Annotated in this window: 21 protein-coding genes and 1 pseudogene; 9 read left to right on the top strand and 13 right to left on the bottom strand. The window is 51.1% G+C overall.

The features are described 5' to 3' along the window. Positions 1 to 172 precede the first annotated feature (172 nt). Together V3U24_08875 and V3U24_08870 are read left to right on the top strand one after the other, a co-directional pair. Complete coding sequence (locus V3U24_08875) at positions 173 to 649, top strand: (2Fe-2S)-binding protein (GenBank protein MEE9167552.1); 477 nt, start codon at positions 173 to 175, stop codon at positions 647 to 649. Between the two features lie 2 nt (positions 650 to 651). Next, positions 652 to 2,805, top strand: a complete 2,154-nt coding sequence (locus V3U24_08870; protein ID MEE9167551.1) for a molybdopterin cofactor-binding domain-containing protein — start codon at positions 652 to 654, stop codon at positions 2,803 to 2,805. A gap of 393 nt (positions 2,806 to 3,198) precedes the next feature. Here V3U24_08870 and V3U24_08865 read toward each other — a convergent pair whose 3' ends face one another. The 5 genes from V3U24_08865 to V3U24_08845 all read right to left on the bottom strand — a co-directional run bounded on the left by V3U24_08865 (position 3,199) and on the right by V3U24_08845 (position 7,320). Continuing rightward, positions 3,199 to 3,798, bottom strand: a complete 600-nt coding sequence (locus V3U24_08865; GenBank protein MEE9167550.1) for a flavin reductase family protein — start codon at positions 3,796 to 3,798, stop codon at positions 3,199 to 3,201. 234 nt (positions 3,799 to 4,032) lie between these two features. Next, positions 4,033 to 4,440 (bottom strand): kelch repeat-containing protein, encoded by a 408-nt coding sequence (locus V3U24_08860; GenBank protein MEE9167549.1) that lies wholly within the window; start codon positions 4,438 to 4,440, stop codon positions 4,033 to 4,035. A gap of 212 nt (positions 4,441 to 4,652) precedes the next feature. Beyond that, on the bottom strand, positions 4,653 to 5,585 hold the full coding sequence (locus V3U24_08855) for a carbohydrate kinase (GenBank protein MEE9167548.1): 933 nt from the start codon (positions 5,583 to 5,585) through the stop codon (positions 4,653 to 4,655). Positions 5,586 to 5,621: 36 nt separating this feature from the next. Beyond that, complete coding sequence (locus tag V3U24_08850) at positions 5,622 to 6,641, bottom strand: alcohol dehydrogenase catalytic domain-containing protein (GenBank protein MEE9167547.1); 1,020 nt, start codon at positions 6,639 to 6,641, stop codon at positions 5,622 to 5,624. A 412-nt stretch (positions 6,642 to 7,053) separates the two neighbouring features. Next, the gene (locus tag V3U24_08845) at positions 7,054 to 7,320 is read right to left on the bottom strand and encodes a hypothetical protein (GenBank protein ID MEE9167546.1); all 267 of its coding nucleotides are present in this window, start codon (positions 7,318 to 7,320) and stop codon (positions 7,054 to 7,056) included. Between V3U24_08845 and V3U24_08840 the strand changes: the two genes are divergently transcribed. The 3 genes from V3U24_08840 to V3U24_08830 all read left to right on the top strand — a co-directional run bounded on the left by V3U24_08840 (position 7,279) and on the right by V3U24_08830 (position 9,512). Further along, complete coding sequence (locus V3U24_08840) at positions 7,279 to 7,725, top strand: IS30 family transposase (GenBank protein ID MEE9167545.1); 447 nt, start codon at positions 7,279 to 7,281, stop codon at positions 7,723 to 7,725. The two genes, V3U24_08845 and V3U24_08840, sit on opposite strands and share 42 nt — an antisense overlap. A 228-nt stretch (positions 7,726 to 7,953) precedes the next feature. Continuing rightward, positions 7,954 to 8,181: a hypothetical protein gene (locus V3U24_08835; GenBank protein MEE9167544.1), complete on the top strand. Its 228-nt coding sequence runs from the start codon at positions 7,954 to 7,956 to the stop codon at positions 8,179 to 8,181. 275 nt (positions 8,182 to 8,456) lie between these two features. Beyond that, positions 8,457 to 9,512, top strand: a complete 1,056-nt coding sequence (locus V3U24_08830; protein ID MEE9167543.1) for an aldose epimerase family protein — start codon at positions 8,457 to 8,459, stop codon at positions 9,510 to 9,512. Between the two features lie 53 nt (positions 9,513 to 9,565). On the opposite strand, the gene V3U24_08825 is transcribed toward V3U24_08830, so the two are convergent. Beyond that, positions 9,566 to 9,772, bottom strand: coding sequence for a hypothetical protein (locus V3U24_08825; protein ID MEE9167542.1), 207 nt, complete (start codon positions 9,770 to 9,772; stop codon positions 9,566 to 9,568). A 436-nt stretch (positions 9,773 to 10,208) separates the two neighbouring features. On the opposite strand from V3U24_08825, the gene V3U24_08820 reads away from it, so the two are divergent. Beyond that, positions 10,209 to 10,628, top strand: coding sequence for a hypothetical protein (locus tag V3U24_08820; protein ID MEE9167541.1), 420 nt, complete (start codon positions 10,209 to 10,211; stop codon positions 10,626 to 10,628). Between the two features lie 19 nt (positions 10,629 to 10,647). Here the strand turns inward: V3U24_08820 and V3U24_08815 are convergent, their stop codons facing one another. From V3U24_08815 to V3U24_08790, 6 genes and pseudogenes are all read right to left on the bottom strand, one after another. Then, positions 10,648 to 13,797 (bottom strand): FlgO family outer membrane protein, encoded by a 3,150-nt coding sequence (locus V3U24_08815; GenBank protein MEE9167540.1) that lies wholly within the window; start codon positions 13,795 to 13,797, stop codon positions 10,648 to 10,650. Between the two features lie 253 nt (positions 13,798 to 14,050). Further along, a complete protein-coding gene (locus V3U24_08810; GenBank protein MEE9167539.1) occupies positions 14,051 to 14,803 on the bottom strand; it encodes a urate hydroxylase PuuD in 753 nt (250 codons plus the stop codon). Positions 14,804 to 15,185: 382 nt separating this feature from the next. Then, positions 15,186 to 16,460: a fibronectin type III domain-containing protein gene (locus tag V3U24_08805; protein MEE9167538.1), complete on the bottom strand. Its 1,275-nt coding sequence runs from the start codon at positions 16,458 to 16,460 to the stop codon at positions 15,186 to 15,188. A 14-nt stretch (positions 16,461 to 16,474) separates the two neighbouring features. Next, on the bottom strand, positions 16,475 to 17,545 hold the full coding sequence (locus tag V3U24_08800) for a PEGA domain-containing protein (protein ID MEE9167537.1): 1,071 nt from the start codon (positions 17,543 to 17,545) through the stop codon (positions 16,475 to 16,477). 348 nt (positions 17,546 to 17,893) lie between these two features. Then, positions 17,894 to 18,136 carry an ester cyclase gene (locus V3U24_08795; protein ID MEE9167536.1) on the bottom strand — a complete coding sequence of 81 codons (243 nt, stop codon included), beginning with the start codon at positions 18,134 to 18,136 and terminating at the stop codon, positions 17,894 to 17,896. 39 nt (positions 18,137 to 18,175) lie between these two features. Beyond that, positions 18,176 to 18,682, bottom strand: a pseudogene (locus V3U24_08790) (histidine kinase N-terminal 7TM domain-containing protein). Between the two features lie 381 nt (positions 18,683 to 19,063). Between V3U24_08790 and V3U24_08785 the strand changes: the two are divergent. After that, a complete protein-coding gene (locus V3U24_08785; protein MEE9167535.1) occupies positions 19,064 to 19,273 on the top strand; it encodes a cold shock domain-containing protein in 210 nt (69 codons plus the stop codon). Positions 19,274 to 19,420: 147 nt separating this feature from the next. On the opposite strand, the gene V3U24_08780 is transcribed toward V3U24_08785, so the two are convergent. Continuing rightward, complete coding sequence (locus V3U24_08780) at positions 19,421 to 19,738, bottom strand: DUF3303 family protein (protein MEE9167534.1); 318 nt, start codon at positions 19,736 to 19,738, stop codon at positions 19,421 to 19,423. Positions 19,739 to 20,047: 309 nt separating this feature from the next. Here V3U24_08780 and V3U24_08775 point away from each other — a divergent pair, with 309 nt between their 5' ends. Next, positions 20,048 to 22,672, top strand: coding sequence for a tail fiber domain-containing protein (locus V3U24_08775; protein ID MEE9167533.1), 2,625 nt, complete (start codon positions 20,048 to 20,050; stop codon positions 22,670 to 22,672). Between the two features lie 29 nt (positions 22,673 to 22,701). Beyond that, positions 22,702 to 25,413: a T9SS type A sorting domain-containing protein gene (locus V3U24_08770; GenBank protein ID MEE9167532.1), complete on the top strand. Its 2,712-nt coding sequence runs from the start codon at positions 22,702 to 22,704 to the stop codon at positions 25,411 to 25,413. Positions 25,414 to 25,533: the final 120 nt, after the last annotated feature.

Here is a 25,533-nt window from a genome sequence, read left to right as displayed (position 1 = left end):
TCCGAAAGGATCGGTACAGGCGGGACCGGCTGGGACGGGTGAGATGCCTGCCTCACTGACGCAGAGGGAAAGCGGGGGGGGGTTGTCTATGAAGCCGAAGATACCAAACCAAGACGAACGGTGGCGCTGAAATTTCTATCAGGTAGGTTTAACCCATGCACGGGAGATGAACATGAAAGATACCTTACGCTTTGAACTCAATAACGTACCGGTGGAATTGACATTGGACAGGGAGCGAATGGTTCTGTCGGTTTTACGCTCAGACCTGGGTCTCACCGGAGCCAAATTGGGGTGCGGAGAAGGCCACTGCGGAGCCTGTACCATTCTTGTGAATAATACACCTGTCCGATCATGTATGTTTCCCATCAGCTACGTCAATGGGAAAAATGTCACCACGATCGAAGGATTGGCCAGAAGCGGGAATTTGCACCCATTACAGACAGCATTTATCAAACATGATGCCCTCCAATGCGGATTCTGCACTCCAGGAATGATCCTCCATGCTTATGGTCTTTTGCACAAAAACCGTCAACCCACCCGAGGGGAAATCATTCAGAGTATGGACAAGAACTTATGTCGATGTGGTTCCTATGTCAGGATAGTCGAAGCTATCCAGACCGCGTCCCGGGAAATGGAAGGAGTGAAGTAAACGTGAACGGAAATGAATACCTGGATGTAGATTTTAACGATAGCAGAACCCATTTGCCCTTTGACCGGCGAGAGTTCCTCAAGCTTCTGGGTAGCGGCATAGTCGTCACTCTCTCAATCGGTCCATCTATTGCCTTCCAGGGACAGAGACGTCGTGGAAGTAGGTTGCCTGATGATTTCAACGCTTTCTTACGAATCGGAGAAGATGGGAGTGTCACCTGTTTTACGGGGAAGATTGAGATGGGTCAGGGAGTGGTAACTTCCCTGGCTCAAATGCTGGCCGATGAACTGGATGTGTCGCTGGAGGCCGTGGATATGATCATGGGGGATACAGATCTCTGTCCCTGGGACATGGGAACATTCGGTTCCATGAGCACCCGCTTTTTTGGACCTCCTCTCAGGGCAGCAGCGGCAGAGGCGAAAGCTGTCCTCATAGGGTTAGCTGCTGAACACCTGAAACTGCCCATCGGCCGGTTGAAAGTGGAGGCCGGGGTAATCTCCGATAAGAACAACAGCAAGAATCAAGTGACGTACGCTCAACTTGCCGAGGGGGGAAAGATTAAAAGGCACATCGGGGAAACGCCCCCCGTGAAGGATTATTCAGAATTTGCCGTGGTCAACAGGCCCGTTTTACGAAGGGATGCCCTGGTGAAGGTTACGGGTGAAGCTGAGTTTGCGGGAGACATCCGGCTTCCCGGAATGCTGTATGCCAGAATCGTAAGACCCCCTGCACACGGAGCAAAACTGGCAAGTGTGGATACTTCTGCAGCAAGAAAGATGAAAGATGTTCAAATCGTCCGGGACGGCGATTTTGTCGCTATTCTTCATCCGTATCCGGATGTAGCTGAAAAGGCCATAAATAGAGTAAAAGCTCAATTTGATTCTCCGGAAGTGGATGTGGACGACCAGACGATTTTCACCCACCTGATGAAGGTTGCACCGAAAGGGGAAATCGTGGCGCGAGGGGGAAACCTCATGGAGGGGAGGCAACTCTCTGATTTGACATTCGAAAGGAAATATCTGAACAGCTATGTTGCTCATGCTCCCATCGAGCCTCATACTGCTGTTGCGAAGATCGAAGACGAGAAAGTTACAGCATGGGCATCCACTCAGACACCCTTCAGAGCCAGGGAAGAGATTGCCCAGACACTCGGTCTCCCTTCTGAAAATGTCCGGGTCATTACCCCCTTTGTCGGAGGGGGATTCGGAGGAAAGAGCCGGAATCAGCAGGTTGTGGAAGCGGCCCGGTTGGCCAGACTAACAGGAAAGCCTGTCCAAGTTGCCTGGAGCCGGGAAGAGGAGTTCTTTTATGATACATTCCGGCCAGCGGCGGTGGTCAAAATAACATCGGGAATCACGAATTCCGGCAGGATTTCGCTGTGGGATTATAGAGTTTACTATGCAGGGGAAAGGGGTTCTCCTCAATTCTACGATATCCCTCATCACCGAACGACAGTTCATGGATCGGGATGGCGGGGAACTCCAGGCTCTCACCCCTTCAACACAGGGCCCTGGCGTGCACCCGCTAACAACACAAATACGTTTGCCAGGGAATCGCATATCGATATCATGGCGTCGAAGGCAGGCGTAGATCCGCTCGAGTTCCGCCTGAAGAACCTGAACGATGAAAAAATGAGGAGAGTTCTCAAAACAGCAGCCCAGAAGTTCCATTGGGGTCCATCGGAGGCACCAAGCGGTCGAGGTTACGGTTTAGCCTGCGGTATCGATTCGGGGACCTATGTTGCGCATATGGCTGAAGTCGAGGTCGATAGGAAGGAAGGCCATGTTCAGGTCAAGCGGGTTGTATGCGCCCAGGATATGGGTCTTGTGATTAATCCACAGGGAGCAAAGCTGCAGATGGAGGGATGTATCATCATGGGATTAGGGTACGCTCTGACCGAAGAGATTCATTTCAAAGGCGGGAAAATCTCTGACCTCAATTTCGATTCCTATGAAATCCCACGATTTTCATGGGTGCCTGAGATTGAGACTGTGCTGATAGATGCACCAGATTCTCCTCCCCAGGGAGGCGGAGAACCTACCATCATTTGCATGGGTGCTGTTATTGCCAACGCAATCTTCGATGCGACCGGGGCACGGTTGATCCAGCTTCCCATGACCCGTGAGCGGGTCAAAGAAGCCATGGAGCGTAGCTAAGGTTGGAAGCTTTGTCAGTAGGGAACGGGGTCACGTTTTGAAAGTTAAGTATTGGCTATTTCTTCTCACCTGTCGGGCTCCGACAGTCAGCAAACCAATATCAAGGATCAAGGAGCAAGTGTCAAGGATCCCCGTACGCTGACGCTACGGGACAGGCAAGTATCAAGGATGAAGTATCAAGTTGAGCGAAGTTGAGCGAAGCGAAATCCCGACGTCCTCTCGGGGCGAAATCCCGACGGCATGTCGGGGGATCAAGTAACCAGTATCCAGCATCCAGTATCCACTAACCGTAGTTATCGAGAGGCAGCCGACGTGACGATACCTTTACGAATGAGGGGGTGGTAAGGGATAACAGGCTACCAGGCTAGGCAGAGGGCATTGAATGGGAGATACTTAGTATTTAGGATGTGACCTCAATCCTCTCGTCAAAGGAATCTCAATCTCAGCAGGCATGAGTGCAACGGTGTCAGAGTCTGTTGAAATGTAAGTATTGCTCCCCAAATACATTGTAAAATCTATCTTTTCTGGGTTTAGAAGTTTCTTCTCCGTGATCACATCCTTGTGATAATGGACCGCAACAACTTCACCGACAAAAAGATTGTGGTCACCAATCGGATAATGATGAGCCAATCTACACTCGTACGCAGCGTGGGCTGATCTAATGGTTGGACATGAAATCACCTCCGGGTCTTCAAGAGGAATGGAAAACGACTCTACTTTATCATAATCCCGTCCAGAAGTCCTGCCCGTACCGTGGATGATATCCAGCTCTTCGATGGGCAAAAAATTGCATGTAAACTCCTGGGAATCGACAATCATGTCATGAGTAAATCTTTTCTGAGATATTGAAACGCCAAACAGGGGAGGATGAAAGCTCAAACCAGTATTCCACGCCGCCGCCATGAAATTGACTTTGCTCCCCCTCCGAGCACCTACAAGAGTAACATTACTTGGGTAAAAATGATAAAAGTTGGAAATATCTTTTGTAATCACGGAATGCCAACCTCCTTCCCATCAAAGAGTGGATAGTCATTTGAAACGTACAAAGTTAAGGAAACGCCCCGATGTAGCCTACGTAGCAGTTGGGGTATGGTCCTCGAAAAGAACGATAGGACGTTACCCCACTCGAGTGCAACCGTCATAGCAGAATTCCTGGAGGGTTACCCGGCCCGCCAGGCGGATCCGGTTCATTATGGGGTCATGTGACGTTTCGGGAAAAACGCTCCACTATGGGTGATACACCCACGCATTCGCCATGGGCCGAATCCGTTCATCGTAGCCTCCGGCAATGAAAACATCACCATTAGATAGACTCGTAGCCGTGGCAAACATCAGGGCTGTACCCAAACTATCTCCGGCAATCCGGAAGGTTTTTGTTTCAGGGTCATAAACCTCGATGTGATCAGCTCCTCCAGCGACTAAAACCTCACCTGATCCCAGAACCACCGCTGTGCCTCGTAGTTTGAAACGCCTCACATGCATGTCCGCGACATATGAGAATGTACTGGTACTTGGATCGAACACTTCCGCACTGGCGTATCTTCCACGGATACCGCGGCCGTCAGATCCCCCCACGACCAGAACCTTGCCATCACGCATCGCCGCCGCGGCATGTTTATGTCGAACAATGGTCATATTCCCAGTCAGGGTAATGTCACCCGTCGCAGGATCAAAGATCTCCGCGCTTGACAGTATCGGTCCCCGACTGAGAGCAAGAGAAGGAACAATTCCTCAAGCCTGATCAGATTTCGCATTCATCAACTCCGTCATCATGGTTTTCGGCGAGGCCAGTCCGTTTTCTCTCATATCCGTAATTATTCGAACGTGGCTGCTGGACGGTTTCGAGCTTAGCGGCCAGGGCATTCCCCGGCACCTGGTACTCCACCACCCCTAAGGTAATCCTTCAATGAATTGGTCAGGGGTGGCGTAGCACCACTTTGTGTACAGACAAAACTGGCCACACGATTGGCATGTTCATTAACTCTATCCAGCGATATGTCCCCCAACAGCCCCAGGGCAAGCATGGCGGCAAAAGAATCTCCCGCTCCCACCGTATCAGCAATCTCCGCAGGGAAACCCGGGTGGTTCGATTCCAGTCCCGGCCCAAACAACCGACTGCCGTTTGCGGCCCTGGTCAGGGCAATCAACCGCAGAGCGTATCGTTCAACCAATTGGTTAAGGACATTGGTCTCCGAACCATTTACCCCCAACATGTTCGCCACCACCATCAACTCCTCCTCGTTGAGTTTCAAAACATTCGAAAGTTCCAGCATCGTCTGAACAGTTTCCTGATTGAAGAATGACTGCCGCAGATTTATGTCGAATATACGAAGACAGCCGCGGGGCGTTGCCTTGAGAAACTGACGAACTGTTGTCCGTGAGACTTCTGATCGCTGGCATAACGATCCAAAGCAAACAGCGTCCGCTCTGCCTGCCAGGCCCAGCGAACCAGAAGTAAACGGTATATAGTCCCATGCTACATCCTCGTGGATGGTGTAATTGGGGTCTCCATCCGCATCCAGCTCTACTGTAACCGTTCCCGTAGGATGGCCCCCATCCACCTCAACATACTTCTGATCCAGCCCAAGATCACCAAGCTGTCGTAAGATCTCACGACCAAGATCATCACCACCCACGCAACTGACCACAACGCCCTTTCCACGTAAGGCTTGCGCATGGTACGCAAAATTCGCTGGAGCCCCACCCAGCTTCTTGGCACCGGGCAACATGTCCCACAGTAGTTCACCTAACCCGACCAGGACGTATTCAGGCCGATTCATATCCGTCTTCGGTTTTGAAAAAGTGGGTCTGGCCCACTACAGATCGATCATCACCTTCAGGCTCTTATCACCTTGCTCATCGATGAACTGATAGGCATTGGGATATTGTTCGAAAGGAAAACGTTTCGTTACCAGTGGTTGGGTAACAACATCTCCGCTTGCGATCAGTTGTACCGCCTGCAGATAGTCCTCATGCTTGTACATCAGCGAGCCGATCAGCTTAAGTTCTCGATCACCAACAATCGCCATATCGATGCGCGGCTTTTCCCCGAAAACACCGACCACAATGATCGTTCCGCCTTTCTCAATGGTATCCACTGCATCGGCCATGGTGGCTTCCACACCTACCGCCTCGAAAGCGACACTGTACCCTTCATCTCCAAAGACCCGTTTCTTTGTGTCCATCATGGACTCGGTTCCCGCGTTGGAGGTATGCTCAAGACCGCATCGCTTGGCGATATCGAGCCGGTAGTCACTCAGGTCGCGAATGAGTATCTTCCGGGCGCCACGGCTTCGGGCAACCTGAGCGATCAGATTACCGATGGGACCGGCACCGAATACGACCGCGTTCTTTCCTGTCAGATGACCGGCACGGCCAGTGGAATGAACCGCCACGGAGGTGGGTTCTACCAGTGCACCCTGCTCAAGAGTCATTGAATCGGGGAGCGGGACGAGCTTGTCTGATGTGGTGGCGAAATAGTCCTGGGCAACGCCGGGAGCCTGGAATCCCTCTACCTTGAGCACGTCACAGATGTGGTAATCTCCGCGGCGGCAGGGTGCGCATTGGCCACAAACCACCTGGGGCCGGGCGGTGGCTTTCATCCCGGGAGAAACACCTTCAACGCCTTTCCCCACATCCTCCACGACAGCGGCGAATTCGTGACCCTGTACTACCGGATAAGACGTGAAGGGATGAAGGCCGTGAAATACGTGGATATCGGAACCACATATCCCGATGTGCTTGATGTGTAGCAAAACCTCGCCCGGTCCCGCGCTGGGTTTGGGGACTTCCCGCAACTCGATCTTTCCAGGTTCTATCATAACTGCTTGTCGCATAGTGATCACTTGATACAGTTTTGCTTAATTGACATCTACCTTCTGCAACCTACCGAAGCAGGATGTAGACGTGAATTCAACTCGTAAGTGCCTGCCTGTCAGGTAGACAGGCAACTCAACTGCTTTGATAGAAGGGTCCGCCAGTTGGCGGATAGGCTTCGTGCTTCTTAATCATGGCAAAATGAGGAGCACTTATGAAGCACTACTACCAGCTCGCCCGGGAGCAAAGATACGGAATATCCGAAGGATCCTGTGGATATACCTTGCTTAAAACAGGCCATAATCAATCGCAAATTGCAGCAGAAATCGGGGTTCATATCTCAAGATCCTGCGGAAGTCCACCATCAGCCGGGAACTGCCCCGATTAAATCGGGGTGGTGGCCGGTGTTATCGGTATCAACAGGCCCATCGATTAGCTTTGTCCCGCCGCCAGTGTAAATCCAAGCCGCGCATTGCTCGCAGAGGGAGTCCCTACGGGAATGGAGCCACCTGGGTTTTCATTGATACGCTCATTGGTAAAGACTGCCTGCCTGCCGGTCAGGCAGGGAGCCCGGAGTCCGCCAGCTGGCGGATGGGTGGATGAAAAAAGAGATGGACTATTCTGTCCCGCAAGGGCGGGGATGGATTTACCTAATATATCCTCCATGATAAACAAGACGGTGGTGATCTGTACCTTCATTTACCCCGATCTATCGGGGAAAGGAAAAAAAGATCCCGAAGCTTCGGGACCAACGATCGTCGAGGGCAGATCAAGAACAGGGTCAGTATTGATGAGCGGCCTTCGATTGTAGATGCCCGTAGTAGACTGGGAGACTGGGAAGTGGATACCATGATTGGCAAACGTCATAAACAGGCGATTGTATCCCTCGCTGAACGTAAATCCCGTTTGTCTCTTATCTACAAAGTGGAAAGGAGAACAAAGGGAGAGGTCGCCAGCGCAGTCACGAAATTGCTGGATCCGCCTAAGGATCAGGTTCATACCCTGACTTCGGACAACGGAAAAGAGTTCGCCGAACACGAGCTGCTTGCAAAAGAGTCCCGAAACTTCGGGATTCTTCTTTGCTCATCCATATGCTGTTTATGAACGAGGATTGAATGAACAAACCAATGGCCTTATTCGACAGTACTTCCCAAACAAGAGAGACTTCATATCCATCACTGAAGAAGAAATTAACCTGGCCATGAACCGGTTAAATAACCGTCCGAGAAAATGCCTTGGCTTCAAAACACCCCAGCAAGTATTTTTCGGAGCAACATCACGTGTTGCCTGTCTGCCGAACAGACAGGCACTTACTGCTTGAATCCAGGGGAAGTGATAGAACAACCCATTCGTGACTACATTATCCATCACTCCGGCGGCGGCGTCTTTGCCATCCGGCAGGGAGACTGGAAACTCATTGAAGGAAGCAAGGAGGCCGGTTATGACGACGGCCCCACGCCCGGCGCTCCCGGTCAGCTTAACAACCTTGCGGAAGATCCCGGGGAGAAGAACGACTTATGGGATCAGCGCCCGGACATCGTCGCGCGATTGACTGAATAATTGGATCAGTGTAGGGATAAGGGATACAGCTCACAAAACCCTGGATGAGTCCTCCAGAGCTGGAGCTGATGATCCCGTCGTGAAAATACCCCTAGTCATTAGAAACTGTGGGGGGGCGGATCCAAAATTAAGACTGAATCCACAGGTTAAATGTTAATAAAACTCAACTGGAGGACCTACGGATGATGAATTTGAGAACATCCAGAAGCACGATGGTTTGTTTACTAGTGATGGCTCTTGTCAGTAGCTGTTTTAGTCAGAAAGGGGATCACACCATGCAGAAGGAATTATTTGAAAATCTTCCCGATGGTAGACCTGTTTATGTCTATACACTGACCAATTCTCAGGGGATGGAGGCCAGGATTATCAACTATGGATGTATCGTCCTGTCCCTGAGGGTACCGGATCGCAACGGGGATCTTGGGGATGTGGTGCTGGGCTATGATGAGCTGGATGGTTATCTCCAGAATGGTCCTTACTTCGGTGCCATCGTAGGTCGTTATGGAAATCGTATCGGCGCCGCAAAATTCACCCTGGACGGAATTGAGTATCAGCTGGCACGGAATGACGGCGACAATCATCTTCACGGTGGTCTGGTTGGATTTGATAAAGTGCTCTGGGATGCTGAACCGCTGGAGACAGCTGAAGGTCCAGCCCTCAAGCTGACCTATGTCAGTAAGGATGGCGAGGAAGGCTATCCAGGAACGTTGACTGTCACCCACACCTACACTCTACAAGACGAGGGTGGGTTAAGACTGGAGTACCTGGCCACTACTGACAAGCCTACCGTTCTAAACCTAACCCACCATTCCTATTTCAATCTCACCGGTGATCCAGGTAAAGACATACTCGGACATGAAATGATGATCCATGCTGACCGTTTCGTCCCGGTGGATAGGAGTTTGATTCCGGTGGGTGAACTCAGGGATCTCACCGGGAGTCCACTGGATTTCAGAACGCCCACGGCCATCGGTGCCAGGATCGATAAAGACACAGAAGACATTCGTTTTGGATTGGGCTATGATCACTGCTGGGTAATTAACAAGAGTGCTGGAAATGAATTCGGTCCCGTAGCCGAGATCTACGAACCTGTGAGTGGTCGCCTGCTGCAGATCAGCAGTACAGAACCGGGTCTGCAGTTTTATTCAGGAAACTTCCTGGATGGCAGCGATGTCGGCAAGAGTGGGATCGCATACAATCATCGGACGGGTATGGCACTGGAATGTCATCGTTTTCCGAATTCACCTAATCAAGAAGGATTCCCAAATACGGTGCTCAGACCTGGAGAGGAATACAGGAAGACAACGGTTTACAGGTTTTCGACGAGATGATTGAGAATTGAAAAAGGAACACCGGACAGGCCTGCCCGCCACGGGCAAGCAACTCAGAACAGTGAATTGTCAAGCGCTACACAGTTCTGAGCACGACATTCCTTGATCGATATTCCATCACTTGCGCAGACTTCGTCGGGTGTGGAGGCAGGATAGAACCACGTCCCGCTCTGCAGGACTTCGATCTCCAGGATTCGCTTCTGGAAGATTGCTTCTTCAGATCCGGTTTTGGAATACCTCTCGAGCCCTCTGGAGATCACCTTTCCTGAGGAGCGCCCCTCTGATTATGACTATTCGTTCAGAATCGAGTCATAATGCTGTCTCAAGTTTCAACGCGGTTAGGAAAGGCTAAGCCAGAAGTGGATGCTCACGAAACATCACGTTGATCTGAACTGAGAGGAATTGCGAAGGTCATCATGCGCGCTTCCTATCTACCCTTGCAGAGTATTCTCATCAAAACTATCTGATCCTGATTGTAACCTGGATTGCGGCTATTGTTTCTACCTGGAGAAAGAAGCGTTCTTCCCTGAGAAAAAAATCCATCAGGCGGGTCACTTTCGGATCAAAAACAATTCTCAACAGAACGAATTGCAGTATTGTACCTGGCGGTGAGCCTCCCAACGATTGTACAGATTCATTTTTTTGACAACCTTTTGCCCATAAATGAGTCAAACAAAGAGAAATGACAAATCAAAAATGGGGAAAGCCAAAAGAATGAAACAGATACCGCTAGCAATTCTGACGCTTTTCATCGTTGCGGTTGCAGCTTCACCGAACGATTTGAACGTCAGCAAGCTTGATTTCGATCAAATAGAAGAGGCTTATGTCATCAGTCTCAACAATGAGAATCTCGGGGTCATTGAATCAGCGCTTTACTGTGTCGTGATGTTACAGAGCGTGGCGCCGGAGAGAAGCTTCAGTAGATTAAATGAGGCCGTGACGGCGCTGTCAACTGCAGGCACGTCACCTCAAATTCGTTACAAAGCGAGTATTGCCGGTCTATATCTGGACAACCCGGAGCTGACGGAACAATTGAATAAACAGAGTTTTCATGATGAACCTGACTTTTGGGCAATGCTTGTGAAGAACACTCTGCCACTGCTCACCGACAGTTAACCTGAATAGGCCGGGAATATCAGCTGGGGAGCCTTGTCAACCGGGACAAACGCTCTATGGCATCCTGCCGTTCCACTATCTCTTCGTCAGCATTTTTCCACAGGCCAAGCAACTTCTCATAGTTCTCTCTGGCCCGAATCGGCTCCCCCATTTTTTCATAAATGAGGCCTCTGACGTAGAAAGCTCTGGGATAATTGTAGGAACGGGCACTCTGGGAAATCGAGGGGCTTTGCATCTTCCGGCTGGTTTCCAGGGCCCGTTCATAGTTACCCTTCTTCAGATGGAGCAAGGACTGTTGGTAGAGGTAGCGGTCCTTGAAAATCTCATAGGCTTTCAGGTTGTCATACTCACTGAGGGCACTGTCCACCTCTTCTCGCATTATGAAACGTTCATAAAGAAGAGCATTGTAGACGGGTTTCCAACTATAACCGACTAATTCTTGCTCCACCATGTTCCTGACGGTTTCGATGATCGAGGTAAGTTCTTGTTCCTGCCCCCACCGGGCGCGCAGCATTCCCTCTATCCAGTGGGCAGCAAGGACAAGATTGGCATTCGGGTCCAAGAGAGATGCGCTGTCCAACCTCGCCAACACGGCTGTTGTGTCACCAAGAATGAGTGAAGCAACTGCCAAATTGATGTAGGCGTTGGCGGTACCGCTCTTGTCCATCCATTCTGAGACGATCAATTGTTTCTCGGCCATCTTAATAGCGGTGCGATACTCCCCCTTTTCACTGAACACGGAAATCACCATCCCCATAGAACTATGTCGCCAGTTAGTGGGTACTTCACTGTTCAACAGCTCTGAGTACTTCTGAACAGCTTCGTCGTATCTCCCCATTAGCTGGTAAGTGTAGCCGAGATCATGAATGATGTTAAAGGCCTTGGGGTCCATCAGGGATCCTTTTTGATAGGATTCCGAAGCCAGCTTGAACTTCCCCGTCGCCCGCTGCATATCTCCCAGAAAACCGTATGGCCACGATTTTTCAGGGTACAAAGTAATTAGCCCTCTAGCTGTCCTGATACCCTCATCAAACCGCTTCTCTGAAATGTAGATTTCAAGAATCTTCTGATGAGCAAGCGTAAATTGGGGGTCCAGTTGGACGGCATTTTCAAAGGCATCCATCGCCATCCTGTTTTCCTTCTTTCCCTGAAGCATGACGCCAAGGTAGTAATGCGCCCACGACTCATAAGGGTGATGCGTCAAGAACTGTTGCGCCGTGATCAGACCACGGTTAAATAACTTTTCTCCAGAATAGATATCGAATATGTGGCGATAGGCCAAGGTGAACTCTGGGTCTAGCACCAGGACCTTTTCAAAAGCATCGAGGGATTTGATATAGTCTTGAACACCGTGGAAAAATGCCTCTCCCAGTCCGTACCAGGCCTCCTTTTCGTCCGGGATAAAGCTCACCAATTGTTCGTAAACACCCTGCGCGTTATCCCAATCCTCACGGAACAGGGCCAGGGCCCCTTCCACTATGAGTTTTTCCTTGGTTGAGGTGTACCAACTCCCAGAGAGAATATGAGAAAGCGACTCCACTGCTTGTTCCAAAGCCGGTTCACTCGACATTGACCGGGACCACCATTGGGCCATAGCCATCTTATAGTAAGCCTGATTAAAGGTTGAGTCTATGGCGACGGCCCTCTGGAATTGGATGATGGCGCTGTCGAATTTCGAGTCGTTGAATAAATCCACGCCTGAAAGATAGTATTGGAACGCGCCTACTTCCGAGGTGGTTTTCTCCTTCACAGCGACGTTCAGCAGATCCTCTGAAGTTACGGGCACATCCAAATCCTGTTGGATCTGAACCGACAGGTCATCCACCATGGCAAATATATCGTTTCCTTCAACCCTCTGAGATCCTACCACAGTCCCTTCTGCCGCATCAACGAGCTGAGATGTCAGAATCATTTTGTTGTTAGCCTGAATGAGATTTCCCGTGAGCATCGTCTCCGCCCCAGCCTTTCTGGCAATGTCCGAAGCTAGCTCCGGCATCTTTGTCCGATCCCTGGAGCCCAACTGTTTTTGGATGTCGAACAGTCGCTGGCTGCTGAACACCTTGAGAGATGTGGCTTCAGACAGATCGGCGATGAGAAGCTCCTGCAAGATCTGTCCCATTCGTTCAGTATCCTCGCGGTTATTCAGATTTTCGAAGTAGAGTACTGCGAGGGAATTCACTTGAGGGCCGGCAGCCGAATCGGCTCCTCTCTCCAGCACTTTTAGAAGGCCAATCGTCACGAGGGCGGTCGCAAGAACGCCGGCAAAGATATAGGCAAACTTGAGCCGCACCGGCCTTCTTTCGGGTACCTTTGGAATTGGAGCGTGAGCTGTGGTGACACTCGTCCGTCCCGATTCCAGATCTTTCTTTAATGTCCTCAGATCAGCAGAAAGATCATCGGCATGCTGGTAACGATCTTCAGGATCCTTCTGCAAGGCCTTGTGGATGATCCGCTCGAGCTCCTGGGGAATATTTGGATTCATGGCAGCGACGGGAAGGGGAGATTCATTCACGATTGAATACAGAATGGCCGCGTCGTGGTCCCCTTTGAACGGCAGCTGTCCAGTGGCCATTTCGTACATGACCACACCGAAGGAAAAAAGGTCGCTGCGGTAGTCAACGTCTACCCCTTCAGTTTGCTCAGGGGACATATAGGCCAGCGTTCCCGGAGTCAGACCTTCCTTCGTATCGCCCGATAGCTGTTTACGCCTGGCAATACCGAAATCCATGATCTTACCAACTCCTGTCTTTGAAATCATGATATTCTCGGACTTAATGTCCCTGTGGAAAATCTCCTGCTGGTGGGCCCCATCGAGTCCATCAGCCACTCCAATCGCGATTTTCAGGAGCTCTTTGGTCTTAAAAGGACCTTCTTCAAGCTTGTCCTTCAGGGTTTCCCCCTTAATGAATTCCATGGCAATGAAGACTTGTTCATCTTCCTCATCAATTTCATAAACGGTCATGATATTGGGATGATTGAGGGCGGAAGCAGCCTGAGCCTCATGCAGGAATCGGGTCTTGTCTTTTTCGCTGGAAAGGAGATGGTGAGGCAAGAACTTAAGCGCAACCGTCCGCTTGAGCTTCGTGTCTTCAGCCTTATACACTACGCCCATCCCGCCTTCACCCAGCTTCTCGAGGATACGATAATGAGATATAATCTGGCCAATCATGGACAACACCCCCCGCTTTCACCCGGCTTTTCAATGATTTCGCAATGGGAGATGATTTGGCCGATCATGGTCGTTGAACTAAGCATCTAATCTTGCGCCGGAGGGCATTGAACTCCGGGTGTTTATTCCAAGAGAAACGCTGGACTTGTTAGAGGAAATATCAGCCTAACTCATGTAAAACGCAACACAATCGCATCAGGTTTCCGTTTGAAAGACGAAACCTGCGCTTCTCCCCTTAATCTCAGGCTGAGAGCTAGAATCCCTTTACCCTGGGAACTTTCTGATAGAGCAGATAGACGGCGACCCACCCTGCAAGAATAAAGATGGGAAGGTACAACCAGTGCTCTTGTGGGGGTGTGCCAGCGTGATGAGAATTGATCATGAGCCATATCAGAGGTATTGACAGGTAAGTGTTGTGTCTCGACCGCATACCGACATGAGCAAGCAGAGTTTGATCTGGGGCTTTGCCCTCTTTGATCGCCGAGACTACCTTTTGCTGAGAGGGCCAGATCCGGAACCACACATTGAAAGCCATTATGGTGCCGAACAGTACTCCGGTGTGAATAACGTAGGCTCGATATTCAAAATTGCCAACATTGATGAAGGCAAAAATAGCAGCCAATATGAGAATGAAACCGATCACGGAGGCAGCCCGAACACTTTTTACGATCCTGAAGAGCGAATCATAAACGAAGACTCCCAGGAAGCTCACCGCAATCATGACAATACTCCCCATTGACCAACTGTGTTCCTGGTCAAACATGAGTCCGCCATGATAGAAGACGATCAAAAGAAGGAGGACGCCTGACACCCATGTCCAGAGTGCTCCCCACCTGAACCAGTAGAGACTTCTCGGTACCAATTCCGGAACGACCTTCTTTGCTGTCTCAGGATCCATGGTCGGAGCAAAACCCATATGGACAAAATTGTAGTAATAGAGCAATCCTATCCACATAATACCGGACACGATATGTATCCAGCGAGAAAGCACCTGAAGGATTTCCATGGTTTTTCCCCCCTTAGTTTGTCAGCCTGATTAATTCATGAGTACTCGTGAATTAATCACCCTTCCACGCATTCTGCGGGATCTTCGACGGGCCGCATGTCCCGAAGACTTTCGGGACTGCCTGCCTGGCGGTCAGACAGGCGGGGTTAACCCCGCCACAGGCGGTCTTCGATGAATTATTCAGGTCAGTTTCATATCCCCGGCATTCCCCCCTTTTCCCGCAAACCAGGCGAATCACAATGCCTCAGCCCACAGGACTGCTTAATGCATAATCCCAGGGGAAATGCTGCGGCTTTCAACCTGGTTCAAATCAAGAAAGCGTACGGAATATATATGAGAATCCTTACGACAACAATGCCAAAAGGGAAACCTTCGTCCGGAGTCAGCGACGTGGTGTGACAACCCTCAAGGTTGCCCGCGAATCGGAAGGTATGCGGTCGTGACTGCCCGGACTTTTGGGTGAGATCCCTCCGGTTGGTAGGCCGGCGGGAGCCAGCTTGAGTATTCCACCGTTAACCTCCACCACTGCCCGGATAGCAAGATTCCCAGGAAATCCAACATCATCCAGCAGGTCGAAAGAGGTGGATAACAGGTCGTAGGATCTGCGGGCGGAAGCAGTCTCGTCCAACGCAATGGCGGGCCACCAGGTTCCATCGTTCTGCTGGTCGCCTGTATAGACTAGTCCCACGTAGAAATCTCCGCTGAAATCAAGATCAAGAACCGTCCTATCATAGTACGCCCACTCGTAGTCGTTGGCGTCTACTCCCTCGGCGGCTCTGTTGTCCAGAATATCCCCCGTTTCCCAGTCCCAAACGTAGATCTCGAAGTCCTGGGTTCCCCACACTGCCATTTCCACCGCCACCAGAGAAGCGGGGTAGGACGGGGCCGTAAACAAGACCAGGAGTCCTTCGTCCTGTTCTGTAGCAATCAGTCCCTGCTCAAAAACACCGTCATCGTATCCCAGCTCGGCTGGTGTTGTTACGACAGAGCCCCAGTAACCCAGTTCTTCGGTATCCCAAACAATGATCCGATAAGAATACGAGGTGTTCAGATCCAGGGTTTCATCCACATATGAGGTTATCAACTTGCTGTTGATTGTCGCAATCAGGGTAGAATTCAGATCCACTGTGGATGTGGTAGATCGATAAATCTCATACTCCTGGAAGTCTACATCAGCGCTTCGGGTCCATGTCAGTTTCACTGAATTGACAAACACTGTTCCTACTGTCAGGGATACGGGTGAAGGATAATGTCCCTCTGTTGTTATTGATACCGTTTCCCCATCATTCAGGATATCCTGAGTTGTGGAGCCGCTGTACTGGGTAATGCCGTTGGCATCCACAGCTTCGACGGTAAACGTTCGCGATTTTCCTTTTGGAACCTCAAACGAACCGCTGGCGGTTTCTCCGCCAGAACTGAGAGTGAGATCCTCCTCAATCGTTTCCATATCGGCAGCCGAAACGGTTACCACAACTCTGGAAATGACGGAAATCTTGCCCAGACTGCTGTCACCTCTATGCTCACCGTCACCGTCTTCTAACAGAATGGCAACGGTGACAGCGCTTTGTCTATCGCTAATGGCCAGGGGATTATCCTCTGAACACGAAACCAGCAATAACAGTGAAGTGAGGAACGCGAGTATGTGTCTTGAAGGCATGGTCATTTAATCAGCTACGGTTCAATGGATATGTTGACAGTGACGGTTGCGTTTTTCGAATCCTCTTCTGGAGGTTGTAACAGGAAGTAATAAGCCGCTCCTCCGGCAGCTACAGCTCCCAGACTTATCCACAGGAGTTTATTACTGCGCTTCTTTTCAACCACTTCCTCACCCTTTTCCGCTTTCGCCATGGGCATATTCTTTGAAACATTCTTATCTATCGTCACTTCTTCTTCCAAATCCGCATAGCCTTCTTTCTTCAGCTTGAGCCGGTAAGAACCGGTTTTCAGTTCGAGCCTTAGTGGAGTGACACCTTTCAACTCGTCATTGAGGTAGAAAGTAGCCCCGCTTGGGGTTGAACTGAGGTTTAGTACATTTAACCGCACCAGGATTGCTTCTAGTTTCTTTGTTTCCCCTCCCGCAAGGGAAAAGGTATCTTCATAATCAATATGTCCCGACTTAGCCATTTTTATGGTGTGTTCACCCGCCTTTAGTTCACCCAATTTGAACGGGGTAAGGCCTAGCTTGATACCATCAATGTAGACTGTTGCTTCAGTGGGCGTTGAAACAGCTTCCACAACTCCGAAAATACCAACAGGTTCTGGAACTGCAACTGGCCTGGCGGCTGATGGTTCGGCTGAAACAAGGTCAAATGCTATTTCCCGAATGACGCTTAGCAAACCATCGATGTTGCCTGTGTAATCTCTTGGAGTGACTTTCAAGATTTTACTCGTCTCGACATCAATAATGCGGACATCTACTGTATATGTGCTACCAAGCTTACCGATGCCTCCACTAATAATCTGTCTGACACCTAAAACTTTACCGACTTCTATAGCACACTCTGTACTTACGCAACCCGTCTGTTGAAACCCTGTTTCTTGAAGAATATCTTCCATCATGCCGCGTTCCAAGACGTTCACTTTTCCTGTCTGAACCAAGGAAGTTCTTAACCTGTCGGTCAACGTCGACGCCTCTAACTGGGATATTCCTTTTCCTTCCAGGTCGATTACGGCCACATTGATTAACTCTATTTCCTCTGCTTGTTGAAGTGAGTAGGCTCCAAGAGGATTGTAAAGGGCCACAGCTAATAATATGGGAAATAGTGACCCAGAACATGTGCGTCTATATGTACAACTCATCAGTTTAAATTAAAGCATAAGAAGATTTCCATGAAGCGTTCCTAACCCTGAAGAATCAATGTACTCAATGTAGGAGCATCTGTCAAACATATTCTCCAGTAGCAAAGAGTTGTGTCCACTGGATCGGGCAAATATCATTGAGTTTGTGCCACGAAAAGCACGGGATAACAGTCAAATGTTGCTACCCCGTGCGAACAGAAGAAGGTCTCTCTGCTCTCTTCAGCTTTCGGGCGCCGGGGGAGTGAGCGTGAAACCAAATTGCTGCATCAAGCCCAGGTTGTTCGACTCCACCTACTCGCTGACGATCATACCATTGCAGAAGTGGAAGATGCTGATGCCCGATACCGTCCCTTCTTTTCCCGTTGATGGGAATTCGCCGGGACCCGTGTTGGTGCCTGTAAACATCCATCTGCCCGCCACCTTGTCGCCGGCATAGATCGCCTCTTGCGGGGCTTGGCCCATGAAGTGTTGTGCCGCGGTGTTGAGGTCCGCTATCCGGTCGTGCGTGTCCAGGACGATCACCCCTTCACTCATGCTCTCAACGACTTTATCACGCGCCACCGGAATGATGTCGAGCAAACGGTAGCGGAAGAGACCCCATCCCATCACAAGGCCGGCTAAACTGTAGCCGAAGGGCGTAAAGTCAAGGCGGGGAGACGGGATCCACCCCTAAGAATAGAGAATATTCCCAAACCAGGGGAACACCATAGCGGACAGCATGATCACACTTTGGTGACGCTGTAGCCCTGACGAAAGGAAAAGAGTCCGCAACAGCAGGGACGTAATAACCACCAGCACCAGGTATAAGTACGCAGCATAGAACCAGAAGTATACGCCATAGTCCAACTCCAATCTGTGAACCGATTTCTGGACAGTTAATCTGATCCCCGCCCACATTAACCCGTGATGTTCGTTGATCCAGGCCAGCAGTACTGCGATAAACGGTACGATCGACAAAAGAATGAGATTGCGCCGTGTCAGGAACTTTTCCTGGCCCGTGTACCCGGAGTATGAGAACGAGCATCGCCGGCCCCAGGCGAAGACGGCGAACAGGGTGGAACCGGCTGCCCCTATGAGCAAAGGTAGCGCGTAGGGCGTGTACTCCCAGTGCCTTGTTCTCCCAGTTTCACCCCTTCTATATATTCAGCACGCACTCATCATGTTACCCCAGAGGAATTCGGACGCTTTTGACCGAAAATAGGGGAGAGTACTCTGGTGTTCAAAGGTGTAATGCAGCTGAAACCGGCGGGACGGGAGAAAACGGGATTTGACAAAATGAAGGGGGTCCAAATAATAGATTGTATTCGTTCAATTTAGTCTTAACTTTGTCGCTGTTGTCTTAGGTAATGTAGTGGATTTGGGTGACATAGCCATACTTATTATATAAGAAGAAGACTTAGTCTCTATTCCCCTTCAATGCTTCAGACAGAATTCAAAAGAACATAATAGGAGTAATTCAAAATGTCTCAACGTGAAACTGGTACAGTGAAATGGTTTAATGATAAGAAGGGATTCGGGTTCATCAGTCGTGAACTAGGTGATGATCTTTTTGTTCATTACACCGCGATCGATAGAAATGGATTTCGCACCCTCAAAGAAAATGACAAGGTTGAGTTTGAGGTTGTTTCAACTGAGAAGGGTGAGGCCGCTTCAAAAGTGACGATTCTCTGATATCAGTCCATTTCGTACGGCCTTCCTCTTAGTCATAAGAGGAAAACGGAACAGGGCGGCCAACAGGCCGCCCTGTTTGCTATTCTCCTTATATTGCACACCAACTCCCGCAACGGGATACCGGTAAATCAATTAACCGACGTCGTACTACTTCTTCCCGGCTTCTGCCATCAGCTGCTTTGCCATGGTCACGGTGTCTTCTATCTGTTCCACCGGGACTATTTTGATTTCCTGGCGAATGGGAATTGAGAAAGCGAAGCGGGATATCCGATTCAGGCTATCGGCCTCCAGCAGAACATAGGCAACATGATCGGGTGGACACCAGACAAAGAAATGGAGCTTCACATCCAGATCCTTTCCGACTGCCTTGAGATTTTCGAAAGATCTGAGTATCTCGGGCATTCTCTCGCGTTCGTAGCCGGGACAGTTGTCCTCTGAATGAGTCATAGTTACGTGGAAAAGCATGGTTGTCTCCTCATCTAGTATTGGCACATTGGCACGAAAAAGCTAACCCCCCAACAGTGCCAAGTTACATAACACCCTCACCGCATTCAAAGCGCACTTTGTCCCTTCACAAGAAAGGGAAACCGGCACTTCTCGGTGACATAGTGACTAATAATTTCACATAATTATCCCCTTTTTGTAAATATATTCAGATTTTTACACTTTTCTGTTGCATCTGACCCGGTGCTTCCCAAAATTATGCGTCAAGGGTCAGGGGGTGATCCCAATCTTCGTCAACGAAAAATCGGTGGGTGTTAGGAGGGAATAACTATGAGGTTCACAAGTGCTGTGGCGCTGGGACTTATCGCCATCTCAATCGTCCTCGCGCAGTCTGAGCAGAGAAAAGTAACCTCCCAAGCCGTTCAAACTGACTCTTTCCAGTCACAGATTCCCAGGACCATAAGTTATCAGGGCGTCCTCAAGGACCAGAACGGTGCGCTGATTCCCCAGGGGAATTATGACATGGCTTTCTCCCTGTATCCGGGCGAGTCTGGTTCGGGCGCACTCTGGACTGAGACTCATGAATCGGTCGAGGTGACCGGTGGGGTCTTTACCGTCATTCTGGGAATTGTCGAGCCCCTGGAGTTGACGTTCGACACGCAATATTTTCTGGGTGTGAAGGTTGGAGACGGCGACGAAATGTTTCCCAGGTATCCGCTTACTTCAACCCCTTACAGTATGAGAAGTCGCTTCGCCAGTCAGGCCGGAGGTGTTCTGGGAGCATCGAACGTCGTACCCCCCGACGGAAACGTTGGGATCGGCACCCTCTCTCCGACATCCAGGCTCCATGTTATGGGTGATGTAAGGGTGCAGGGAACTGTTTCTGCACAAAGCTTCACAGGCGACGGTTCGGGACTGATCAACCTCCCTGCGTTGACGGTTCCTGACAGTTCCGTCACGAGCGAAAAAATTCAGGACGGGACGATCCTGCGAGCGGATGTCATGTCGGCATTCAAGGCTCCCTATTCTGACACTTCAGACTACGCGCTGGCTTCGGTTTTCCCGGATAGCGCCGGGGGAGATCTGACCGGCACATATCCCAATCCGACAATCGCTGCGGGTTCGGTGACTGGTCTGAAAATCCTGGATGGCACGATCACCGGTTCGGACATCGATACCAACTCGGTGTTGACCGTCGCTTCGATTACGACCCGGGGCAACGTGGGGATCGGCTCAGCAAGTCCCAACGAAATCGTAACGGTTGAAGGTGCGTTGAGTCTCGATGAGATTGTGGCTCCGTCCAGTACTTCTGGATATGGGAAAATCTATGTGAAGAGTAGTGACAGCAGACTCTACTTCAAGGACGATGACGGCACGGAATATGACTTGATCGCGACCGCCGTTTCCGGTGTGGGTGAAATCAACACGGCAACCAATGTTGGAACCGCCGGGGTGAGTGTGTTCAAACAGAAAACGGGCGTCGATCTGGAGTTCAAGAACATCAATGCCGGAAGCGATAAGGTTCTGGTTACCAATGACGAGATCAACAGCGAGATCGACATCGATCTTGCTGAATCCAACCTGACACTGGACAACCTTGGTGGGACGCTTTCCGTGTCCAAAGGGGGAACGGGAGCATCCACGACTTCAGCTGCAAGGAGCAACCTGGGGGTGACCATCGGAACAGATGTTCAAGCGTATGACACCGACCTCGATGCGATTTCGGCCCTGGCAAAGATAGATGGCAACTTTATGGTGGGGAATGGCACTGGCTGGGTGGCAGAAAGCGGAGGCACGGCAAGGACTTCCCTGGGACTCGGTTCCCTGGCCACCCAGAATTCCACCAATGTCTCGATCACGGGAGGTTCCATCAGTGGCATTACCGACCTGGCGATTGCAGATGGCGGTACGGGGGCTTCCACCACTCAGGCCTCCAGGACAAACCTGGGGGTGGCGATCGGAACAGATGTTCAAGCGTATGACATCGACCTCGATGCGATTTCGGCCCTGGCAAAGACAGATGGCAACTTTATGGTGGGGAACGGAACAGCGTGGGTGACGGAGAGCGGAAGCACGGCACGGACCTCCCTGGGACTGGGATCCCTGGCTACTCAGAATTCCAACAGTGTTTCGATTTCCGGCGGTTTCATCTATGGAATAACGGATCTGACCGTAGCCGACGGTGGTACCGGGGCCTCCAGCCTCAGTTCCAACTACCTGGTCAAAGGGAATGGGACGTCGGCCCTTTCATCGTCTCTGGTGTACGACAACGGAACAAGCGTGGGCATCGGGACGACAAATCCGGTAGCCAAGTTGCACATAGCGTATAACCCCTTCAGTGGTGCAGTGACGGACTTGAACGGTTCAACGCGTCTCCTGGTTCAGGGACAGGACAATGATAATGCCTTCATAACTATCCTTTCTGACGATGATGCCGCCTCCTCCGACGCCGGTGTGATCTTTGGAGATGAATCTGACGCGACCCGGGGAGGCGTCATTTACAACAATGTGAACGATTATCTGGCATTCTATGCAGATGACTGGACCCAGAGAATGAAGATTGCTTCCAATGGAGACATTACAGGGACTTTCGGAAACTATCATGTGGCTTCGGACAAAAGAGTGAAGAAGAATATTCAGACGGCCGGCAACGCTCTCGACAAGATCTTGCGGCTGAGAGGCGTCCGTTTCCACTGGAAGAATTCCCCTTCAGCGGCGATGGCCCATGCGCACTACGGGTTGATTGCCCAGGAAGTTGAGGAAGTCGTTCCGGAGGTCGTTAATACCAATGAGGAAGGGTTGAAAGCAATCGAGTGGTGGCAGCTCAACGGGATATACGTGGAGGCAATCAAGGAACAACAATCACAGATTGAGAAATTGAAGGCGCGGATAGACGAATTGACCCTGCAGGCCAACGGAATGCAGGAAAACGCTGACCTGAAACCCCACAAATAAGCACGCAGTCAGCGGTGGCCGTATGCACAATGTCCCTTTTTCTTCTGATCTACGCGGTGGTGGCTCAACCGTCAGAACAGTCTGCTTCTGCGGTGTCTTCCGGAGGTGGTTCCGCCGCTGACGGCGGATTTCAGATTTCCGCAACGATAGGTCAGACGGCCCTGATGTCAGGAGCTTCCAGCTCTGAGGGGATGCTCCCCGGTTTCTGGCCCGTGGTGAACACCAACTTATCTCCTGTCGTCCTCTTCAACTCTTTTTCTTTTGGCGTTGTGACCGTATTGGGAGAAGAGGTACCCTTTCACCTGATCATCTCGAACGATGGGACCTATCCTCTCGTTTATGAAATCGCGACTGAAGCAACCTGGGAGAGCTATGACTGGTTGCGTGTCTCGAAAGGATCAGGACAGTTGGCCAGTGGCAGGCGGGATACGATTGACGTGAGCGTAGTGGAGACCTGGAACCTTCAAGTGGGTCTCTACAAGGGTCGTCTGCTCATTACCACAAACACAGGTCCGGGTTTGTCCCTCATGACGGACACCGCGCGAGTGAGCCTCACGCTTCTTCCGGAGATGGATGGATTCGCCGGCGGAGATACTATCATTCCTGCTGGTGATTCCCCACCGGTCGAAATCACCGGAGAAGACGGGAACAGTTCAGGGGTGACCTTCGACTTCAGCGAGAGTGAGGGAGGCAGTGTCAGTGCGACGTTCATCCCGTCACCCCCTGCATGGGACAGCACCACTGTCTTCGACGATCCCGATCAACTGGTGACAGATCCCGTTTACGGCGATTCTTACTGGGAGATTTCCACAGCCGTGCCCGAAGGATTTACGGTGGATATCACCTTTGATTACGCCGGTCAGGAGGGCGTTTCGAATCCCCGTCAACTTCGTCTCGCACGGCGCATGAACTATGCTGGTCCCACGGTCGCGTGGGAGTTTCTTGACACGAGTTCCGTAGCCGTTGATGAGGTCAACAGCACAATCACCGCCCTGTCGCAATCGGGGTTCAGCCAGTGGACTGTTGCATCTGAGAGGGCCCACAACGCCTTCGAGGATACTCGAGCTCCGGTCATATCAGATCTGACCGTGTTTCCTTCAGCACCTCAGGTTCTCGACTCAATTACAGTATACGCAATGGTGGCCGATGAAAGTTCTCTGGGGAGCGTGGTTCTGCACTACGTGAAGGGTGGTGAATCCATTTTCACCGAGGTCGCCATGACGAGCGACGAGCCAGGAGTCTACCACGGTGTCATCCCGGCAGAAGATGTTAAGTTAACGGGTATTGCCTGTGTTGTCCGTGCGACTGACATGCCAGGCCATATCACAGAGAGCGACACCCTGCCGGTGGAAGTAAGCTTTTCCGCCGGTGATCTTTCCAGCGCCATGGATGGGAGTGCCTTTCCTGGTGGCATTCCCAGGGACCGGTGGAGCCTCATTTCCGTGCCGGCTGACCTGGACGATCCGGGAGTCGGCAGCCTCTTTCAGGATGAATTGAAGGGAAAGCCGTCAAAGACAACCTGGAGAATGTTCGAATGGACGGGATCCAAGTGGGTGGCTGCGAGCGATGTTTCTCCTGGTGAGGGTTACTGGCTCTACCAAATGGTGAGGGAAGATGTCGTAGTCGCTGCCGGACCGGGACACTCCCTGTCTCTCACGGGTGCGGAGCTATCACTTGAGCCGGGATGGAACGTCATAGGATCTCCATACTCTTTCGTGGTTGACCTGGATCTGGATCAGGCTCAATTCTACGGTCCGTTGACCTATGGCCTCGACTTTGTCGGGGGGGAGGGGTGGTCGGATGTGGTGACACGGCTTCTACCATGGGGTGGGTACATCGTCTACAATCGAGGGAGTTCCGCCGAGACCATTCGCATCGATCCCCTGAAAGGGATTGACGGTCCGGCCCGCCTGTCCCAAGCATCGGGTGGCGGGCAGGCCAGTGATCTGAAGGAGGACCGGGACGGGTGGATACTTCGACTCATGGCAAAGGGGAACAGATATTCTGATCTGTCCAACTCCATCGGCCGGGTCGCAGGAGCTCATGAACAGTTGGACCACTTCGACAATCCCGAACCCCCGTACCTTGATGGGTACGTATCCCTCGCAATGGACCGGCCCGAATGGGGACCGAATGGGCCAAAGTTCACGAGCGATATCCGGTCCATGGAGGAGACAAACGGCACGTGGGACATAAGTCTCTACGTGAGGGGCGAAACCGGGGCAATTCAGTTGACTGACGAGATTGTGGGCGACGTTCCGCCTCACATGGACGCGGTCCTTCTCGATCTGGTCACGAGAAAGACTTATGACCTCATCCGGGGGCATGATGAAATTCTCATTACCGCTTACATACCTGCTGGACGTTCGGGAGGGGTAGCGTTGCCATACCCCTTCAAAGTGATCACGGGGTTGTCCGGCTACGTGAAAGCGACGGTCAGCGAGGTTCTCGCGATGCTTCCGGACAAAATTGTCCTCTCACAGAATTTCCCCAATCCTTTTAACCCCCTCACGCGGATTCATTACGCCCTGCCGGCGCCACAGCAGGTTAAACTCAAGATATACAACATTCTCGGCCAGGAAGTGGTCACGCTGGTTGATGGCTGGAAAGCGGGGGGTTATCATGAAGTCATATGGGCTGGCAGGGACCGGTTTGACCGGGATGTCGCCTCGGGAATATACTTCTCAAGGCTGTCTACCGGCAGCCGCGTTCTGATCCGGAAAATGACGGTCATTCGATAAATGAGGCTATGTTTTGGGACACCGATGAAGTCTTTGCAGCAATCGCCCTATTTCGTCTTGACCTGGATTCTAGTTGCCGTCTTCACCATACAAGGTCAGGAAATCTCCGGTCCCGGAGGA

Source organism: Candidatus Neomarinimicrobiota bacterium (assembly GCA_036476315.1).
In the GTDB taxonomy this organism is placed as follows: domain Bacteria; phylum Fidelibacterota; class Marinisomatia; order Marinisomatales; family S15-B10; genus JAZGBI01.
The sequence above is the reverse complement of the archived record's forward strand: the minus strand, read 5'-3'. Positions and strand labels throughout refer to the sequence as shown.

Excerpts from the sequence above, each read along its gene's own strand:
- V3U24_08795 (MEE9167536.1), bottom strand. The coding sequence starts at position 18,136 with ATGAGTGAAGGGGTGATCGTCCTGGACACGCACGACCGGATAGCGGAC.
- V3U24_08875 (MEE9167552.1), top strand. The coding sequence starts at position 173 with ATGAAAGATACCTTACGCTTTGAACTCAATAACGTACCGGTGGAATTG.
- V3U24_08850 (MEE9167547.1), bottom strand. The coding sequence starts at position 6,641 with ATGCGACAAGCAGTTATGATAGAACCTGGAAAGATCGAGTTGCGGGAA.
- V3U24_08855 (MEE9167548.1), bottom strand. The coding sequence starts at position 5,585 with ATGAATCGGCCTGAATACGTCCTGGTCGGGTTAGGTGAACTACTGTGG.
- V3U24_08815 (MEE9167540.1), bottom strand. The coding sequence starts at position 13,797 with ATGATTGGCCAGATTATATCTCATTATCGTATCCTCGAGAAGCTGGGT.
- V3U24_08780 (MEE9167534.1), bottom strand. The coding sequence starts at position 19,738 with ATGCTTTTCCACGTAACTATGACTCATTCAGAGGACAACTGTCCCGGC.
- V3U24_08785 (MEE9167535.1), top strand. The coding sequence starts at position 19,064 with ATGTCTCAACGTGAAACTGGTACAGTGAAATGGTTTAATGATAAGAAG.
- V3U24_08820 (MEE9167541.1), top strand. The coding sequence starts at position 10,209 with ATGGGGAAAGCCAAAAGAATGAAACAGATACCGCTAGCAATTCTGACG.
- V3U24_08845 (MEE9167546.1), bottom strand. The coding sequence starts at position 7,320 with ATGAAGGTACAGATCACCACCGTCTTGTTTATCATGGAGGATATATTA.
- V3U24_08860 (MEE9167549.1), bottom strand. The coding sequence starts at position 4,440 with ATGACCATTGTTCGACATAAACATGCCGCGGCGGCGATGCGTGATGGC.
- V3U24_08830 (MEE9167543.1), top strand. The coding sequence starts at position 8,457 with ATGCAGAAGGAATTATTTGAAAATCTTCCCGATGGTAGACCTGTTTAT.
- V3U24_08770 (MEE9167532.1), top strand. The coding sequence starts at position 22,702 with ATGTCCCTTTTTCTTCTGATCTACGCGGTGGTGGCTCAACCGTCAGAA.
- V3U24_08810 (MEE9167539.1), bottom strand. The coding sequence starts at position 14,803 with ATGGAAATCCTTCAGGTGCTTTCTCGCTGGATACATATCGTGTCCGGT.
- V3U24_08805 (MEE9167538.1), bottom strand. The coding sequence starts at position 16,460 with ATGCCTTCAAGACACATACTCGCGTTCCTCACTTCACTGTTATTGCTG.
- V3U24_08775 (MEE9167533.1), top strand. The coding sequence starts at position 20,048 with ATGAGGTTCACAAGTGCTGTGGCGCTGGGACTTATCGCCATCTCAATC.